Source organism: Mucilaginibacter puniceus (assembly GCF_054783175.1).
Genome location: NZ_BAAGRB010000002.1, coordinates 802489 through 815907, shown reverse-complemented (window position 1 = coordinate 815907; position 13419 = coordinate 802489). Strand labels below are relative to the sequence as shown.

Sequence of the window (13419 nt, the reverse complement as noted above, 5' to 3'; positions counted from 1 at the left end):
TATGCAAGTATATGCTTGCAAATATAAACGCAAGTATTTACTTGCGCAAATTTTAAAGAAAATATTTAGCTATCGGTATTGGTATCGATCTCTATCCCAATTTGTTTAAGCAATAGGGTAGCGTTAAAGGTTTTACACTCGCCGTGCTTCATTTTATAATCAAACAGCATTTCGCCGTCTTTTACCTGTATATCAAAGTAAAAATTGCGCACATAATCGGGGTATTGCTGCTCCAGTTGGGCAATTTGTAAGTCGTGCGTGGCTACCATACCTACACCTTTCTTTTTTATCAATAATTCAATTACCGCTTTTGATCCCCGGTATTTATCAACCGAGTTGGTACCCCGCAGCATTTCATCTATTAAAAAGAAAACCTTAGGCTCATTATCTACCGCAGCTAATAACATCTGCAGGCGGTCCAATTCGGCTTTAAAGGTGGATGTACTTTCGTTTAGCGAATCTTTGATACGCATATAGCTCACCATGGTCATCACCGAAACCTGCATGTTTCTGGCACAAACAGGCGCACCGCAAAGTGCCAGTACCGTATTAATACCCATAGTGCGTAAAAAAGTACTTTTACCCGCCATGTTCGATCCGGTGATGATATCAACCTTGAAGGTGTTGTTCAACTCATAATCATTCACTACACGGCTAACTGCAGGTATTAAAGGATGAGCAATGTCGGTAGCGGTTAAAGTATAGCCATCACCATCGGCAATTTGTGGCATGGCCCAATCCGGGTAATTAATATGCAAACCTGCCAGGCTTATCAGGGCCTCGTATTCGGCAATTACATCAAAAGCCATTTCTAAGCCGTCGGCGTTGTTGCGCTTCCAGTTTTCAATAGCGATGATCTGCTTGATATCCCATAAAAAAAACAGGTTAAGTATAACGCCAACTATAATGTTTAGATGGTAGTTTAACTTATTTATCAAATCTCCCAGCTCCTTTAACTTGGCTGATGTACCCGCATCCAACAGTTTTTGCGCCTGCCGGCTGGTATAGGTGGCTTCCCATTTTTCTTCCTCTATCTTTTTAAAAACCGCGGCATAATGGGCTAAGGTATCTCCAATTTTCCCGGCTATGAGGTCGGCTTTTCGGATAAATGCCGCTTTTGACCCAACAATGCCCATGTTAATAATCCCCGTTAATATAGCCAGCCCTTTTAATGATGGGTAGAAATAAGCGAGAACTATCAACCCTATTAATAAATAGGGAGCAATTTTAACGTATTTATTCAGCCATTGCTCACCCGTTAAGTTTAAAGGGATATGCAGGTACATAAGCAGCTTTTTAAGTTGATTAATGTCCTCTTTTTGGGCAAATAACAGCAGGGTTTGCAGTTCCAGTTTCCATTGATTTTTGGTAGCTAATTCTTTAACCGAGTTCTGTCGGTCTAAAATAGTTACCTTATCAGCCGGGGCACTCAACCATTCGGCCAGCTTTTCATTACCGGGTGTAGTAGCAGCACGGTTAACCAGTTGAAACAGGGTCAGGTCGCCAAAGATATCCAGGTCGGCGGTGTAGAAATGCTTCTCGCTGGTAAAGCGGCTGCCGTTGTCGTACAGGTTATTTCGGTTAGTTATGCTGCCAATTTCATTCTCATTTACACGTTGCAGGTCCTGGTAATATTTCTTTTTGATATCATAAACACTTTGTCGCGATACCAGCCAGGCAAAATTCAGCACCAGCAGGGGGAAGGCAATGGCTATAATGGTAAAGTTATCATAAACTATCCCCAGGGATATGGCTAATATCATCAGCGCAAAAACCGTTAACCGCATCAGCGAGTAGGTGTCGGCCAGTTTTTTATATTTAGCGGCTTCCTGTTGGGCCAGCGAAGCGTTTATTGTATAATTATTAATAATAGTATCCTGCATGTTCAAATAAAATTCAGGCTAAATAAGCACTTATATTTCAAATAAACGTTTATTTGCCCTGATTATGAAGATTGTTTTTTTAACGGTAGGTAAAACAGAAGATGCTTATTTAAAAGAAGGCATTGATAAGTATGTAAAACGGTTAAAGCATTATACCAAACTGGAGCTAATTGAACTGGATGCTTTAAAGAATACCAAAGCATTAACTCCTGAACAGCAAAAGACCAAAGAGGCCGAGGTGATACTGAAAAAGCTATCGCCGTTAGATCATGTGGTATTGCTGGATGAGAACGGCACCGAGTTTACCTCTAAACAGTTTGCCGGTTATTTAGATAAAAAAGCCATCGCTTCCACATCAACTATAGTTTTTATAGTGGGCGGCCCGTATGGTTTTGATCAAACCGTTTATGCAAGGGCCAATGATAAGTTGTCGTTATCCCGAATGACATTTTCGCACCAAATGATTCGCTTGTTATTTACCGAGCAACTGTACAGGGCGTTTACGATAATTAAGGGAGAGCCGTATCATCATGAGTAGGTGTGCAGATATGCAAATGTGCAAATAGATAATAGAATATCGAATGAAAAAGCAAGTTACAAGAGTTGTTAAATATTTTTTAGTGTTTATCTTGATATGTGCTATCCCATTTTTTGGACTTTTAGCTTATTCATTTTTTGCTCGCTCGGGTTTATTAAATGATTGGGGTAGGACACCAAGTAAAGAACGATTTGAGAAAAATTGCCACATAAAACTTCCGCCGAACTATAAGGTTTTAAGAGACGAATATCAGGATATGATGCAGGACTATGCTATTTATTATACCCTTAAAATGGATAGTGTGAATTTGAATGCCTTGATCAAAAGTATCCGAAAGTCTAATGGATTTTGGCAAACATCAACGACCGGATATAAATTTCATAGGCAGGTTGGTGGCACGGACTATTATGTTGACGTAGATACAGTTAACAGGATAGCAAGCTTTGAAGAAATTGCTGATTAATCAAAAAGCTATACAGGCAAGAAAAATGTTTCTTAAAAAATCCTATTAAATAAAAATGCGAATAAGTATTATCTACTCATTCGCACGTCTGCATATTTGCACATCTGGAGCCTATCCGGCTCTTGATGGATTTTTAGGTGTATTAATTTTTGGTGCTTTTGGCGCAACCGGGGCTTTCTTTTGTACGGTAGCTTTAGGCTTTGGTTTTTCTGCAACTGCTTTTGCCGCTGCTGTAACCGGTTTTTCAACCTCAGCAGTTTCAGCAGCTTTAGGTACCTCATTAAATATAGGCAGGTCCTTCAATATCTGGAACCATGATATTACCTTTTTCATGTCAGAAGCATATACTTTCTCTTCATCATGATCTGGTGCTACTTCTCTGAAAAATGTTCTTAAAACTTTGCCGTCAGCCTTAGCATCCGGAATGTTGGCAGCGGTTTTCATACGCTCTAAAACATCAATTAGCTTAATATCCTCGTCATTGCTAAACAAAGTGATCTCATCCAACGCCGCCAATTTAGCGGTTGATAGGTTAGCTATCAGCTTAGTTTTTTGCGCGTCCAAACTCTCTAACACAAAACCTGTTTTGTTTTGTGCCAATGCTTTCCATAATCCCGGTTTGCCCGATACGGCTACTATTCCGCTTAAATTCATATGATAGTGATTGGTGATCAGTGATTAGAGATTAGTCATTAGCACAAAACTAATCACTCATCTCTAACCTCTGATCTCTAAAAATTAGTCTTCTAAAACTTCAATAGTTAAAATCTTATCGCCCTGGCGAATATCATCCACCACATCAACATTCTCAATAACCTTACCAAAGCAAGTATGGTTCCTGTCTAAATGCGAAGTGTTATCGCGGCTATGGCAGATAAAAAACTGCGATCCGCCGGTGTTGCGGCCTGCATGTGCCATTGATAATACACCGCGGTCATGGTATTGGTTATCGCCGGTTAATTCGCAATCAATATGGTAGCCCGGGCCACCTGCACCGGTACCTGTAGGGTCGCCGCCCTGTATCACAAAGTTTGGTATAACTCTATGAAAGATAACGTTATTATAAAAACCTGATTTAGCCAGTTTTTTAAAGTTTTCTACTGCGATAGGGGCGTCGTTATCGTAAAATTGTACGGTCATATCGCCCTTTTCGGTTTTAATGATTGCTTTGCTCATTGGTGCTTAGTTAATGGATGGCAAATGTAATATAAAAAGCAGAAACGTAAAAGTTTAACCTAAAGTTTCATTTATGTATTAAACATAATACCTTCAATAAATATTCGTTATTTTTGGATAATGACGCGTTTTAATAAATACTTACTGCTTTTAGCTTTTAGCTTTCAGCCCTTTTTATCTAATGCCGCATCTATTCTTATCCCTATGGATGAAGCGCAAAAAGATCATTTAAAATCATATGGCATTGCTTTTTGGGTGTTGAAAGGTGAGAAAGAGGTTGACTGGCTGCTTAACTATCGTGGCGGCAGCTTTTTAACAGATTACAATAAAGCTATTGAGGATGAATGTAATATACGCGGCGTAAGTTATGAAGTGATACCCGATGTAAAAGTGAGCGCTATCATTGCCGAGGTGGGCGATCCATCTGTAAATATGGACATTGTAAAGCTGATGAAGGTGCCGCGCATGGCGGTTTATTCGCCCAAAACCAAAATGCCCTGGGATGATGCCGTTACGCTGGTATTAAAATATGCCGAAATACCTTTTGATGTACTGTATGATGAAGAAGTTATAGCCGGCGACCTGCCAAAGTATGATTGGCTGCACATGCACCATGAAGACTTTACCGGACAGTACAGTAAATTTTATGCTAATTTTTATAATGAGGCCTGGTATAAAAATGACCAACGCACCCAGGAAGCCATGGCCAAAAAGCTTGGCTTTAATAAGGTATCAAAAATGAAACTGGCCGTTGCCCAAAAAATAAGGGACTTTACAGCCGGCGGCGGATTTTTATTTGCCATGTGTTCGGGTACCGATACGTTTGACATTGCGCTGGCTGCAGCCGGTACGGATATATGCGAGTCGATGTTTGATGGCGACCCCGCCGACAGGGATGCTGACAGTAAACTGGACTATAGCCAAACTTTTGCTTTTCAAAATTTTTCGTTGGATATGAACCCGCTGAGCCATCAATTTAGTGATATTGATGTAACGCAAGTGCGCCAGGTTAATAGAACAATGGACTTTTTCACGTTGTTTGATTTTTCGGCCAAGTGGGATGTGGTGCCCAGTATGCTTACCCAAAACCACGATAAGGTAATAAAAGGTTTTTTAGGGCTAACTACCGCTTATAATGCCAGTAAGATAAAACCGGGCGTTATCATTATGGGCGAAATGAAAACTGCTAATGAAGCGCGGTATATACATGGCGATTACGGTAAAGGGCAATGGACATTTTATAGCGGGCATGACCCGGAAGATTACCAGCATGCCGTTAGCGATCCCCCAACTGATCTGAAATTACATCCAAACTCGCCTGGTTATAGGTTGATACTAAATAACGTACTGTTTCCGTCGGCACATAAAAAGAAACAGAAAACATAATTTCTGTTACAATAGCTACTTATAAAATAAAACTTCCTAAATTTATAAAAAGCAACCCCTAAATAGCTAATAATGAAAACCATCCCTAAATATCTTTTAGCTTTAACCTTTTTAATTTTGCCTTTTTTAGGCAAGGCTACATCTATACTTTTGCCTATGGATGAAACACAAAAGGATCATCTAAAATCATACGGAATAGCTTTTTGGATATTAAAAAACGGCGACACGGTAGATTGGTTACTCAACTATCGCGGTGGCAGTTTTATGGCCAAATACAACAAAACCCTTGAGGATGAGTGTAAGATAAGAGGGGTGAGCTATGAGGTTATATCCGATGCAACGGTAGCGCAGATACAAGCCGAAATTGCCGACCCATCGGTAAATATGGAGTTGGTAAAGTTAGAAAAGGCACCACGTGTGGCGCTATATTCACCACCCAGTAAAGGATCACTTGAAGATGCCGTATTACTGGTATTGAAATATGCCGAAATTCCGTTTGATATGGTATATGATGAGGAGGTGTTAAAAGGCGATCTGTCAAAGTACGATTGGCTGCACCTGCATCATGAAGATTTTACAGGACAGTATAGTAAATTTGGTGGTGGTTTTAGAGGGGGAGGGGATAGTCAACAAGACCGAGCGACACAGGAAGCAACGGCCAAAAAGCTGGGGTATAGCAAAGTATCAAAAATGAAGTTGGCTGTGGCCCAAACCATACGCACTTTTACTGCAAATGGCGGGTTTTTGTTTGCCATGTGCTCGGGTGCTGATAGTTTTGATATCGCCTTGGCAGCGGCAAATACAGACATTGTTGATGAACAGTATGATGGCGATGGGATTGACCCCCAGGCACAATCAAAATTGGATTATAGCCAAACACTGGCCTTTCAAAATTTTATTATACCCACAGACAGTTATTCAGGAATGAAGTTTAGTGATATAGATGTACGAAGCGGCGGCGGTGGTGGCAGAGGAGGTAGAGGCGGAGGCGGCTTTGGCGGTGGCAGAAACGGGGATATGTCTACAGATTTTTTTACCCTATTTGATTTTTCGGCCAAATGGGATGTGGTACCAAGTATGTTAACCCAAAATCATGATAAGGTGATAAAAGGCTTTATAGGTTTAGCTACAGCTTTTAACAAAAACAGGCTTAAACCGGGCGTTGTCATCATGGGCGAACGAAAAATTGGCGACGAGGCCCGCTATATACACGGCGAATATGGTAAAGGGCAATGGACATTTTATGGTGGCCATGACCCCGAAGATTACAATCATAGTCCAAATGACCCGATAACAGATCTGAGCCTGCACCCCAACTCACCGGGATACCGTTTGATACTGAATAATGTATTGTTCCCGGCCGCTAAGAAGAAGCATCAGAAAACTTAGTTATAAAACATCCAGCTTACACCAAATTTAAGTTGACGGTCCTGCTGTGGATAGCGGTTAACGGTATAATAGCCGTTGCTAAATACACCTTGATTGGCATAATCATACCCCACAAATAAATTAGTGCGCTGTAAGGTTGCTTTTACAAATACAGAGGCAATAGGGTATGAGGAGAACGTAACATTAGGCCCATTATAAAACTGCCCCAGCCCAACCGCGTATGATGGCGCGGTATAGGCGGTATTAAACCTCACGTTAGCGCCAATTACCGTAGTTAGTACTTTAAATAAAAAGGTGTCATAATGTAAGCTGGTATAAGTATAAAGCTCGGGTATACGCAGCGTGTTCTGGTAATCAGTTTTTTGGTATACTATAAAGTTATCAAAGTGCCATTTGCGCCAGGCCAGGTTTTTACCCAAACTTACTTTAAGCAGGTTTATTGGTGTGCTTAATTGTTGGGGCCTTGCATCATTGCCGCCGTTTGGCGACGCGAAATACAGGTAATCAGCAATTAAAAAATACTCCGCTTTCAGATCAAGTTGAAGCTTATCATTAATATAATTAAAGGATAAATTGGTTGTTTTTTGATTGCTGAAGGTATTGTTAAATATGTAGTGATTGGATGTCCAGTTGGTATAAACCAATGCCGGCGAACTGCTTTGTACATAGGCTCCTAAAACTATTTTTCCGGCTTTATTGCTGGATACGGTTGCTTTGGCATCATATAAAAAATCGCCAAAGTTGCGGCCGGTTACTATTTGGTTAAAATTACCCTCTAAACCCACTTTATCGCTAAACCTATAACCAAATTTGGCCCTAAGCGTAAAATTCTGAAAAGTTGAACCTTCCACCTTACTCATATTTCTGACCTTAACACCGCCTTCATTTATAATGGTATCGCTCACATATTGCGAGTAATTATAAAAGTCGTGCGTTAGGCCAAGATCAAGCTTTACCTCGTTTTTAACAAATTTGGTTGCTTTGCCCCGCAGGTAAAAACTGTACGAAAAATCATTTTGTATATGTGTTACCGTTAATGAGTCTCTTGAACGGTTTGCGGCAAAATAATAATCAGGAAATACATTATAGGTATCTAAATCATTCTGTAAAAAATTATACTTCTGTACATTATAATTAAGCGTATGTGCTATACGCTGTGTGGGTAAAATATTGGCGGCCTCTTTTTGTACAAGCGTATCAATACGGCCTATGTAATAAAATTGCTTAATATAAAACCCGGCGGTTTTCCAGTTAGTAAAAGCATTATTCAAGCGTACCGCTTCGGTTGGTTTATTTATAGAAGGTTTGCCTGTAAAAATGGTATCTTTTAATATTGATCCTGTTTCGGGGGATTTTAAATTATTAAATAACAGGTTTCCTAACAAGTTATAACGCTTGCTTTTCGACTCGTACCAGGTAAAAACGGCGGCATTTAGTTGGCTTACGTTTTGCCCCAGGTTACTATACCCATAAAACCCCTTTGACCCTACAAAATTAAGGTTAAAGCCAACGTTCCAATTGGGTTTGATGTTTTGCGTATGTGTTGCTTTGAATATCTGTTCTGCCTTGCCCCCGGTTACTAATGATAGTATTGTAATAGGTGCCTGTGTGCGATAGTATAAAATATCCTGTGGGGTTAGTAAATAGGGGTCAAGGGCATGCAAACCCACATCAAACCCAATAATGCGCGATGGCTCAAATAACAAAGGCCTGGTGGCATAACCTACGGTTCCGCTTAAACTTATTTTAGGCGTTCGGGGCTGAAAAAGCGGGCTGTAATTTTCAAAATTAGCCAGCCCGGTATCTAAAGGAAATACCTGTGTGCTGTCATTCAATAACCGCTCGTTGGTAACCTTTATCATTTTTGAAGTGAACTCAATAGAATCAGCGCGGCCCTCTTCGCGTTTACGTAGGGTATCCAGCAGCGCGTCGCCTGTAAGCGGGGTGGCTGTTTTAGCGGTATCAGCAGCAAATTGGCCTTGTCGTGACCCACCTGAGCTACCAAACCCGGTTTGACTGGGATTAGTAGGATCAAATTGCGCAAATACTGCCTGAGCCGAAACGCAGATCAATAAAATAAGTAAATATTTAAACTTGCTATAATGCATTAAAGACCGGCGATCAAGTTTTTAAGTATCAATGTCATTTTTGGCTCGGCCGCTTGTGCTACCGCTATAATTTCTTCTACCGATACAGGCTTTAAAATCTCCGGAAAACCTTCATCAGTTAATACGGATATTGCAAATACAGGCAGGCTCATGTGGTTAGCCACTATTACTTCGGGTACGGTACTCATGCCAACAGCATCGCCGCCTATTATGCGTAGGTATTTGTATTCGGCGCGGGTTTCTAAATTTGGCCCGGTTACGGCAACATACACCCCCTTGTGGCAGGTTATTTTATTAGCCGATGCAATATCTAAAGCTTTATCTATCATATCCCACTTATAAGGCTGGCTCATATCCGGGAAACGCGGGCCCAGTTCACTTTCATTTCTACCCAATAGCGGGTTGTCTGTTTGCAGGTTGATATGATCTTCAATAACCATCAGGTCGCCTTTTTTATAAGCGGGATTTAATGCACCACTAGCGTTGGAAACCAGCAAGGTTTTTATGCCCAGCATCTTCAATACTCTAACCGGAAAAGTGATCTGCTGCATACTGTAGCCTTCATAATAATGCAGGCGGCCCTGCATGGCCACTACTTTTTTGCCCGACAGTGTACCGAAAATTAATTTACCGGAGTGAAACTCTAAAGTGGATATAGGAAAGTCAGGGATGTTGGAGTACATCAACTGTTTTTCAACCTCAATTTCATTAACTAAGCCACCCAGCCCGGTGCCTAATATTATACCTACTTCGGGTTCAAAATCGCCTATGCGGCTTTTAATATAACTGGTGGTGCTTTGTATATTCGCTAACATATTTTTTTACTGTTTTATCAAAATTTTCGCTGCCGTTATTTAAAAACTTTACACCTATTGGCAATACCAAAATAGGTAGTTGATTAACTAACGGCAACAACGATTGTTCTCTTAAACGCTGTGCATCCTTTTCTGTTGTAATGATCACTTTTTTTTGTGATTTGCAGGCAGAAAATTCATCGGCAAGTTTACTGATATTTTTTAAGCTAAACTGATGATGGTCGGGATAATTATGATGTACAATAGCAGGCGTATATTTTTGCAGATGGTGTAACAATGGTCGTGGATTTGCAATACCTGTTAATAAAAATAGAGTGGTATTGGCATCAATTACGGCATCGGTGCTATTGCCGTTCATATCCTGCATATCCAGGTAAGCAATAGTTGCAAAATATAATTGTTGGTAGGGTAGCGGGTCAATTAGGTTTGTTAAAGTAGCACGATCTTCTTCTGTTAGCCCTTCTGGGCATTTGCTGATGATAATAACATCTGCCCGCCACCGCCCGCTAAACGGCTCGCGCAGGTTGCCCGCAGGCAATAGCATATTGAACTGTTTAATACGCGTATAATCAAACAATAAAATACTTAAACCCGGTTTTACGGCCCTGTGCTGATAGGCATCATCTAATAATATTAAATTATGTTGCGGCAGCAATTGTTGTATGCCATGCACACGGTCCTCGCAAACCGCTACGGTAACATCCGGAAACTTGGCTTTAAATTGTGCAGGCTCATCGCCTATTTGAGCGGCTGTTGACGAGGTATCAGCTAAATGATATCCCCTGGTCTCCCTGCCATAACCGCGACTTAAAATAGCCAGTTTGTTATCGGTTTTAAGCAGGCGCACCAAATATTCGGTCATTGGGCTTTTGCCTGCGCCCCCAACCTCCAAATTACCTACAACTATTACAGGTGCATTAAACTCATGACTTTTAAACAAGCCTGCATCATAACACCAGTTGCGCATAATAACCACCAACCCATATAGTAATGAAAACGGAAACAAAAGCAGGCGCAGGTATTTCATATATTAAATGTAAAGATATAAAAAGGAGAGTTAAGTACGTTTACCTGTCGGCGGTTGACTCACCCCGACATCGTTTCACTCGTCGACCCTCTCTTCCGCAAGCGGCAAAGAGGGTTATTCAGTAAAAAAATCCCTCTTTACGCCAAAGGCGAAGAGAGGGTGGTCGAGCGTAGCGATGACCGGGTGAGTTGATCGCACGCGTTTACAAATCAAAACTCCAACAACTTCCCCTGCTCCGGGAATATCAAATTCAGCCCCAGCTTATTCTCCGCCTTTAATTGAGCTTTTATTTTAGTAATACTATCAACAGGCGGCTTTAGGTGGGTAACCATTACATTCAAATTTTTAATGGCATCAGCACCTGTCAATTGGCTCAAATTATTCATTTCGGCCATTAATAATCGTGGAGTTAAGTGCCCGGCTAAACTGTCGTCGGGCCGTTCATTAGGGAAGGATACCTCTATCATCAGGGCCTTTAATTGCTTATTTTTTATCAATGGGGCAATGGCCTTCCATACGTTTTGCAGCTTGTCGCTTTTTTCTATCGCATCGCTGCCTGTGTCGCCAAAGTATAAAACGTAATTGGTTTTGCTCTTAATCAAAAAGGCGGTACTGGTTAAATCGGCGTGGCTAAGCGGGAAAGCCGCGACGGTCATTTGAGTATTATCAACAAATGTTTCTGTAAGCGGAGTAAGTGCTTTATAAGAATATTTATTAATGGCACCTACGCCTTCATTACCAAAATTGGCCCAGCTTTGAGGCGTAAAATAATGTGTTTTTAAAGTGGATAGGGTACTTGCTAAGCCGTAAATACTTTTGTTGCTGTCTCCCGGCGAGTTAATGATCATACCGCCCAGATGATCTAAATGGCCATGCGATATAAAATAACCTTTGATGTATTGTTTAAGCACCTCTTCGGCCGGGATATTAAATACCTTATTAGCTACTGCTTTTTGTATGCCATAATTGATGGTGCCGGCATCTAAACAGATGTAATTATTACTGCCCGAAGCTGCAACCATATAGGCCGACAGGTTACTTTCATCGGCCCCGCCTAAAACACCTAAAGGCACTATTTTAAACAATTTGGTTTGCGCATTACCGGTAACAGCTGTTACAATAAACCATACAATTAAAAGGAGGTGTTTAATTTTCATGAAGTGAGTTATAACTGTATAAATTTAAAAGTAATTTTGGCCATTATGAAAGCCAGTCAACTTGCAGCAAAAATAGTAACACGTTTGTTTTTTATATTGTTAATAGCGGCGCTTGTGCCATTTTTTGTGGGCGACAATTATAAACTGAAGCATCTTTATTTGCATACACCTAATAAGTGGACATTGATAGCCCCGATATTGTTAATGCTGGGATTTATTGCCTTGTTTGTTATATGCACTGTTAAAAAATATAAAGAGACCGACCTGAACTGGCTACTGGTTTTAAATACAGTTATCCTGATTATTTATGGGATAACGCTGGGCGTAAGTATTTACCATATGGTTGGCTAACTATTCTGTTTTCATTTTCTTTTGGGCAGATTTTTGGTATTCATAATCGCCACCCAATAAATAGCCCCAGGGTTTTAGCGGTTCTATCCTGTCAAAAATAATTTTGAAGATAGCTATTATAGGTATAGATAAAAACATACCCGACAGGCCCCACATCAGTTCGCCCAGGATAATTCCTAAAAAGGTGATCAGGGCGTTCAGCCGTACCTTGGAGCCTACTATGGTAGGCAATAAAAAGTTAGAATCAATTAAATGAATAGCAATTACGCTTACACCAACCCAAATGGCGTTTTCTATAGGGCCGGTGGCAAAGGTTATTAATATGCTTAAAAGCAAGGCTGTAAAAATACCCAGGTAGGGGATGATATTAAAAAGGCCAACTAATAAGCCCAAAAGCACCGCATATTTAATACCTATCAGCCAAAAAACCATGCAAGATATTGCGGCCACCACCACCATTTCAATTATTAGGCCCAGTATATAATGCCTCAATATTTTCTGAATGTTGACGACTATATCTTTCACCACATGTTCGTCATCGTCATTAAAAACGGCCAGTATAAACCGGTATAATAACCGTCGGTAAAACAGGATGAAAAAGGTAAATATGATAATGAATATATAAAACAAAACCATTGATGATATGGCCCCAAAGGTGGTGGTTATAACTTCGGTACCTGATGATACAATTTTACGGGAAGTATCAGTTATATATTCTGTTTGTTGCTCGGCATTAATATGAAAAACAAAATTTACCCAGTCCTTTAGGTTGACTATAGATTCTGCAATCTGCTTTTTAAGCATGGGCCAATCGCCGCTTAAATACGTTATTTGATTACTGACCAGGTATACAATACCGCTTACAAAACTTACCAATAATAATATCGACACAAAGGAAGACATACTACGCGGCATGCGTAATTTTTTTTCGAGAAAGTTGGATAGGGGCAATAGCAATATGGCAAACAAAAAGCCAAATACCAGGGGGTCTAAGATCTCTTTACTTAATATCACTAAAAAGCCAAGCGCCAGCAGCCCTATAATAACCAGGGCAAAGCGTTCATAAAACGGGGCGGGTATTTTTTTAATGGTCATGTAATCATTTTAAACTTACAGGTTGTAACAA

General features: G+C 40.5%; 13 protein-coding genes. 5 read left to right on the top strand and 8 right to left on the bottom strand.

What is annotated here, in order from left to right; all coding sequences use genetic code 11:
• Positions 1 to 65: 65 nt before the first annotated feature.
• Positions 66 to 1883, bottom strand: a complete 1818-nt coding sequence (locus tag ACYVJ6_RS10570) for a MutS-related protein (RefSeq protein ID WP_460694030.1) — start codon at positions 1881 to 1883, stop codon at positions 66 to 68.
• 64 nt (positions 1884 to 1947) lie between these two features.
• On the opposite strand from ACYVJ6_RS10570, the gene rlmH reads away from it, so the two are divergent.
• The gene (rlmH, locus tag ACYVJ6_RS10565) at positions 1948 to 2421 is read left to right on the top strand and encodes a 23S rRNA (pseudouridine(1915)-N(3))-methyltransferase RlmH (protein ID WP_460694029.1); all 474 of its coding nucleotides are present in this window, start codon (positions 1948 to 1950) and stop codon (positions 2419 to 2421) included.
• A 43-nt stretch (positions 2422 to 2464) separates the two neighbouring features.
• On the top strand, positions 2465 to 2884 hold the full coding sequence (locus tag ACYVJ6_RS10560; RefSeq protein WP_460694028.1) for a hypothetical protein: 420 nt from the start codon (positions 2465 to 2467) through the stop codon (positions 2882 to 2884).
• A 111-nt stretch (positions 2885 to 2995) separates the two neighbouring features.
• Here the strand turns inward: ACYVJ6_RS10560 and ACYVJ6_RS10555 are convergent, their stop codons facing one another.
• Together ACYVJ6_RS10555 and ACYVJ6_RS10550 are read right to left on the bottom strand one after the other, a co-directional pair.
• Positions 2996 to 3538 (bottom strand): DUF5606 family protein, encoded by a 543-nt coding sequence (locus tag ACYVJ6_RS10555; protein WP_460694027.1) that lies wholly within the window; start codon positions 3536 to 3538, stop codon positions 2996 to 2998.
• 84 nt (positions 3539 to 3622) lie between these two features.
• Complete coding sequence (locus ACYVJ6_RS10550; protein WP_460694026.1) at positions 3623 to 4060, bottom strand: peptidylprolyl isomerase; 438 nt, start codon at positions 4058 to 4060, stop codon at positions 3623 to 3625.
• Between the two features lie 120 nt (positions 4061 to 4180).
• On the opposite strand from ACYVJ6_RS10550, the gene ACYVJ6_RS10545 reads away from it, so the two are divergent.
• A complete protein-coding gene (locus ACYVJ6_RS10545) occupies positions 4181 to 5446 on the top strand; it encodes an asparagine synthetase B (protein WP_460694025.1) in 1266 nt (421 codons plus the stop codon).
• A 72-nt stretch (positions 5447 to 5518) separates the two neighbouring features.
• Complete coding sequence (locus tag ACYVJ6_RS10540) at positions 5519 to 6835, top strand: asparagine synthetase B (protein WP_460694024.1); 1317 nt, start codon at positions 5519 to 5521, stop codon at positions 6833 to 6835.
• Here ACYVJ6_RS10540 and ACYVJ6_RS10535 read toward each other — a convergent pair.
• From ACYVJ6_RS10535 to ACYVJ6_RS10520, 4 genes are all read right to left on the bottom strand, one after another.
• On the bottom strand, positions 6832 to 8943 hold the full coding sequence (locus ACYVJ6_RS10535; RefSeq protein ID WP_460694023.1) for a putative porin: 2112 nt from the start codon (positions 8941 to 8943) through the stop codon (positions 6832 to 6834). The two genes, ACYVJ6_RS10540 and ACYVJ6_RS10535, sit on opposite strands and share 4 nt — an antisense overlap.
• Positions 8943 to 9758 carry a purine-nucleoside phosphorylase gene (locus tag ACYVJ6_RS10530; protein ID WP_460694022.1) on the bottom strand — a complete coding sequence of 272 codons (816 nt, stop codon included), beginning with the start codon at positions 9756 to 9758 and terminating at the stop codon, positions 8943 to 8945. Before ACYVJ6_RS10530 ends, ACYVJ6_RS10535 begins: the two co-directional genes overlap by 1 nt.
• Positions 9721 to 10785, bottom strand: a complete 1065-nt coding sequence (gene lpxK / locus ACYVJ6_RS10525) for a tetraacyldisaccharide 4'-kinase (RefSeq protein WP_460694021.1) — start codon at positions 10783 to 10785, stop codon at positions 9721 to 9723. Before lpxK ends, ACYVJ6_RS10530 begins: the two co-directional genes overlap by 38 nt.
• A 209-nt stretch (positions 10786 to 10994) precedes the next feature.
• Positions 10995 to 11942 (bottom strand): MBL fold metallo-hydrolase, encoded by a 948-nt coding sequence (locus ACYVJ6_RS10520; RefSeq protein ID WP_460694020.1) that lies wholly within the window; start codon positions 11940 to 11942, stop codon positions 10995 to 10997.
• Between the two features lie 45 nt (positions 11943 to 11987).
• On the opposite strand from ACYVJ6_RS10520, the gene ACYVJ6_RS10515 reads away from it, so the two are divergent.
• The gene (locus ACYVJ6_RS10515) at positions 11988 to 12293 is read left to right on the top strand and encodes a hypothetical protein (RefSeq protein ID WP_460694019.1); all 306 of its coding nucleotides are present in this window, start codon (positions 11988 to 11990) and stop codon (positions 12291 to 12293) included.
• On the opposite strand, the gene ACYVJ6_RS10510 is transcribed toward ACYVJ6_RS10515, so the two are convergent.
• Positions 12294 to 13388: an AI-2E family transporter gene (locus tag ACYVJ6_RS10510; RefSeq protein WP_460694018.1), complete on the bottom strand. Its 1095-nt coding sequence runs from the start codon at positions 13386 to 13388 to the stop codon at positions 12294 to 12296.
• Positions 13389 to 13419 lie beyond the last annotated feature (31 nt).

Coding starts and splice junctions, on each gene's coding strand:
- ACYVJ6_RS10535 (WP_460694023.1), bottom strand. CDS start 8,943: ATGCATTATAGCAAGTTTAAATATTTACTTATTTTATTGATCTGCGTT.
- ACYVJ6_RS10530 (WP_460694022.1), bottom strand. CDS start 9,758: ATGTTAGCGAATATACAAAGCACCACCAGTTATATTAAAAGCCGCATA.
- ACYVJ6_RS10545 (WP_460694025.1), top strand. CDS start 4,181: ATGACGCGTTTTAATAAATACTTACTGCTTTTAGCTTTTAGCTTTCAG.
- ACYVJ6_RS10540 (WP_460694024.1), top strand. CDS start 5,519: ATGAAAACCATCCCTAAATATCTTTTAGCTTTAACCTTTTTAATTTTG.
- ACYVJ6_RS10510 (WP_460694018.1), bottom strand. CDS start 13,388: ATGACCATTAAAAAAATACCCGCCCCGTTTTATGAACGCTTTGCCCTG.
- lpxK (WP_460694021.1), bottom strand. CDS start 10,785: ATGAAATACCTGCGCCTGCTTTTGTTTCCGTTTTCATTACTATATGGG.
- ACYVJ6_RS10515 (WP_460694019.1), top strand. CDS start 11,988: ATGAAAGCCAGTCAACTTGCAGCAAAAATAGTAACACGTTTGTTTTTT.
- ACYVJ6_RS10555 (WP_460694027.1), bottom strand. CDS start 3,538: ATGAATTTAAGCGGAATAGTAGCCGTATCGGGCAAACCGGGATTATGG.
- ACYVJ6_RS10570 (WP_460694030.1), bottom strand. CDS start 1,883: ATGCAGGATACTATTATTAATAATTATACAATAAACGCTTCGCTGGCC.
- ACYVJ6_RS10560 (WP_460694028.1), top strand. CDS start 2,465: ATGAAAAAGCAAGTTACAAGAGTTGTTAAATATTTTTTAGTGTTTATC.
- ACYVJ6_RS10550 (WP_460694026.1), bottom strand. CDS start 4,060: ATGAGCAAAGCAATCATTAAAACCGAAAAGGGCGATATGACCGTACAA.
- ACYVJ6_RS10520 (WP_460694020.1), bottom strand. CDS start 11,942: ATGAAAATTAAACACCTCCTTTTAATTGTATGGTTTATTGTAACAGCT.
- rlmH (WP_460694029.1), top strand. CDS start 1,948: ATGAAGATTGTTTTTTTAACGGTAGGTAAAACAGAAGATGCTTATTTA.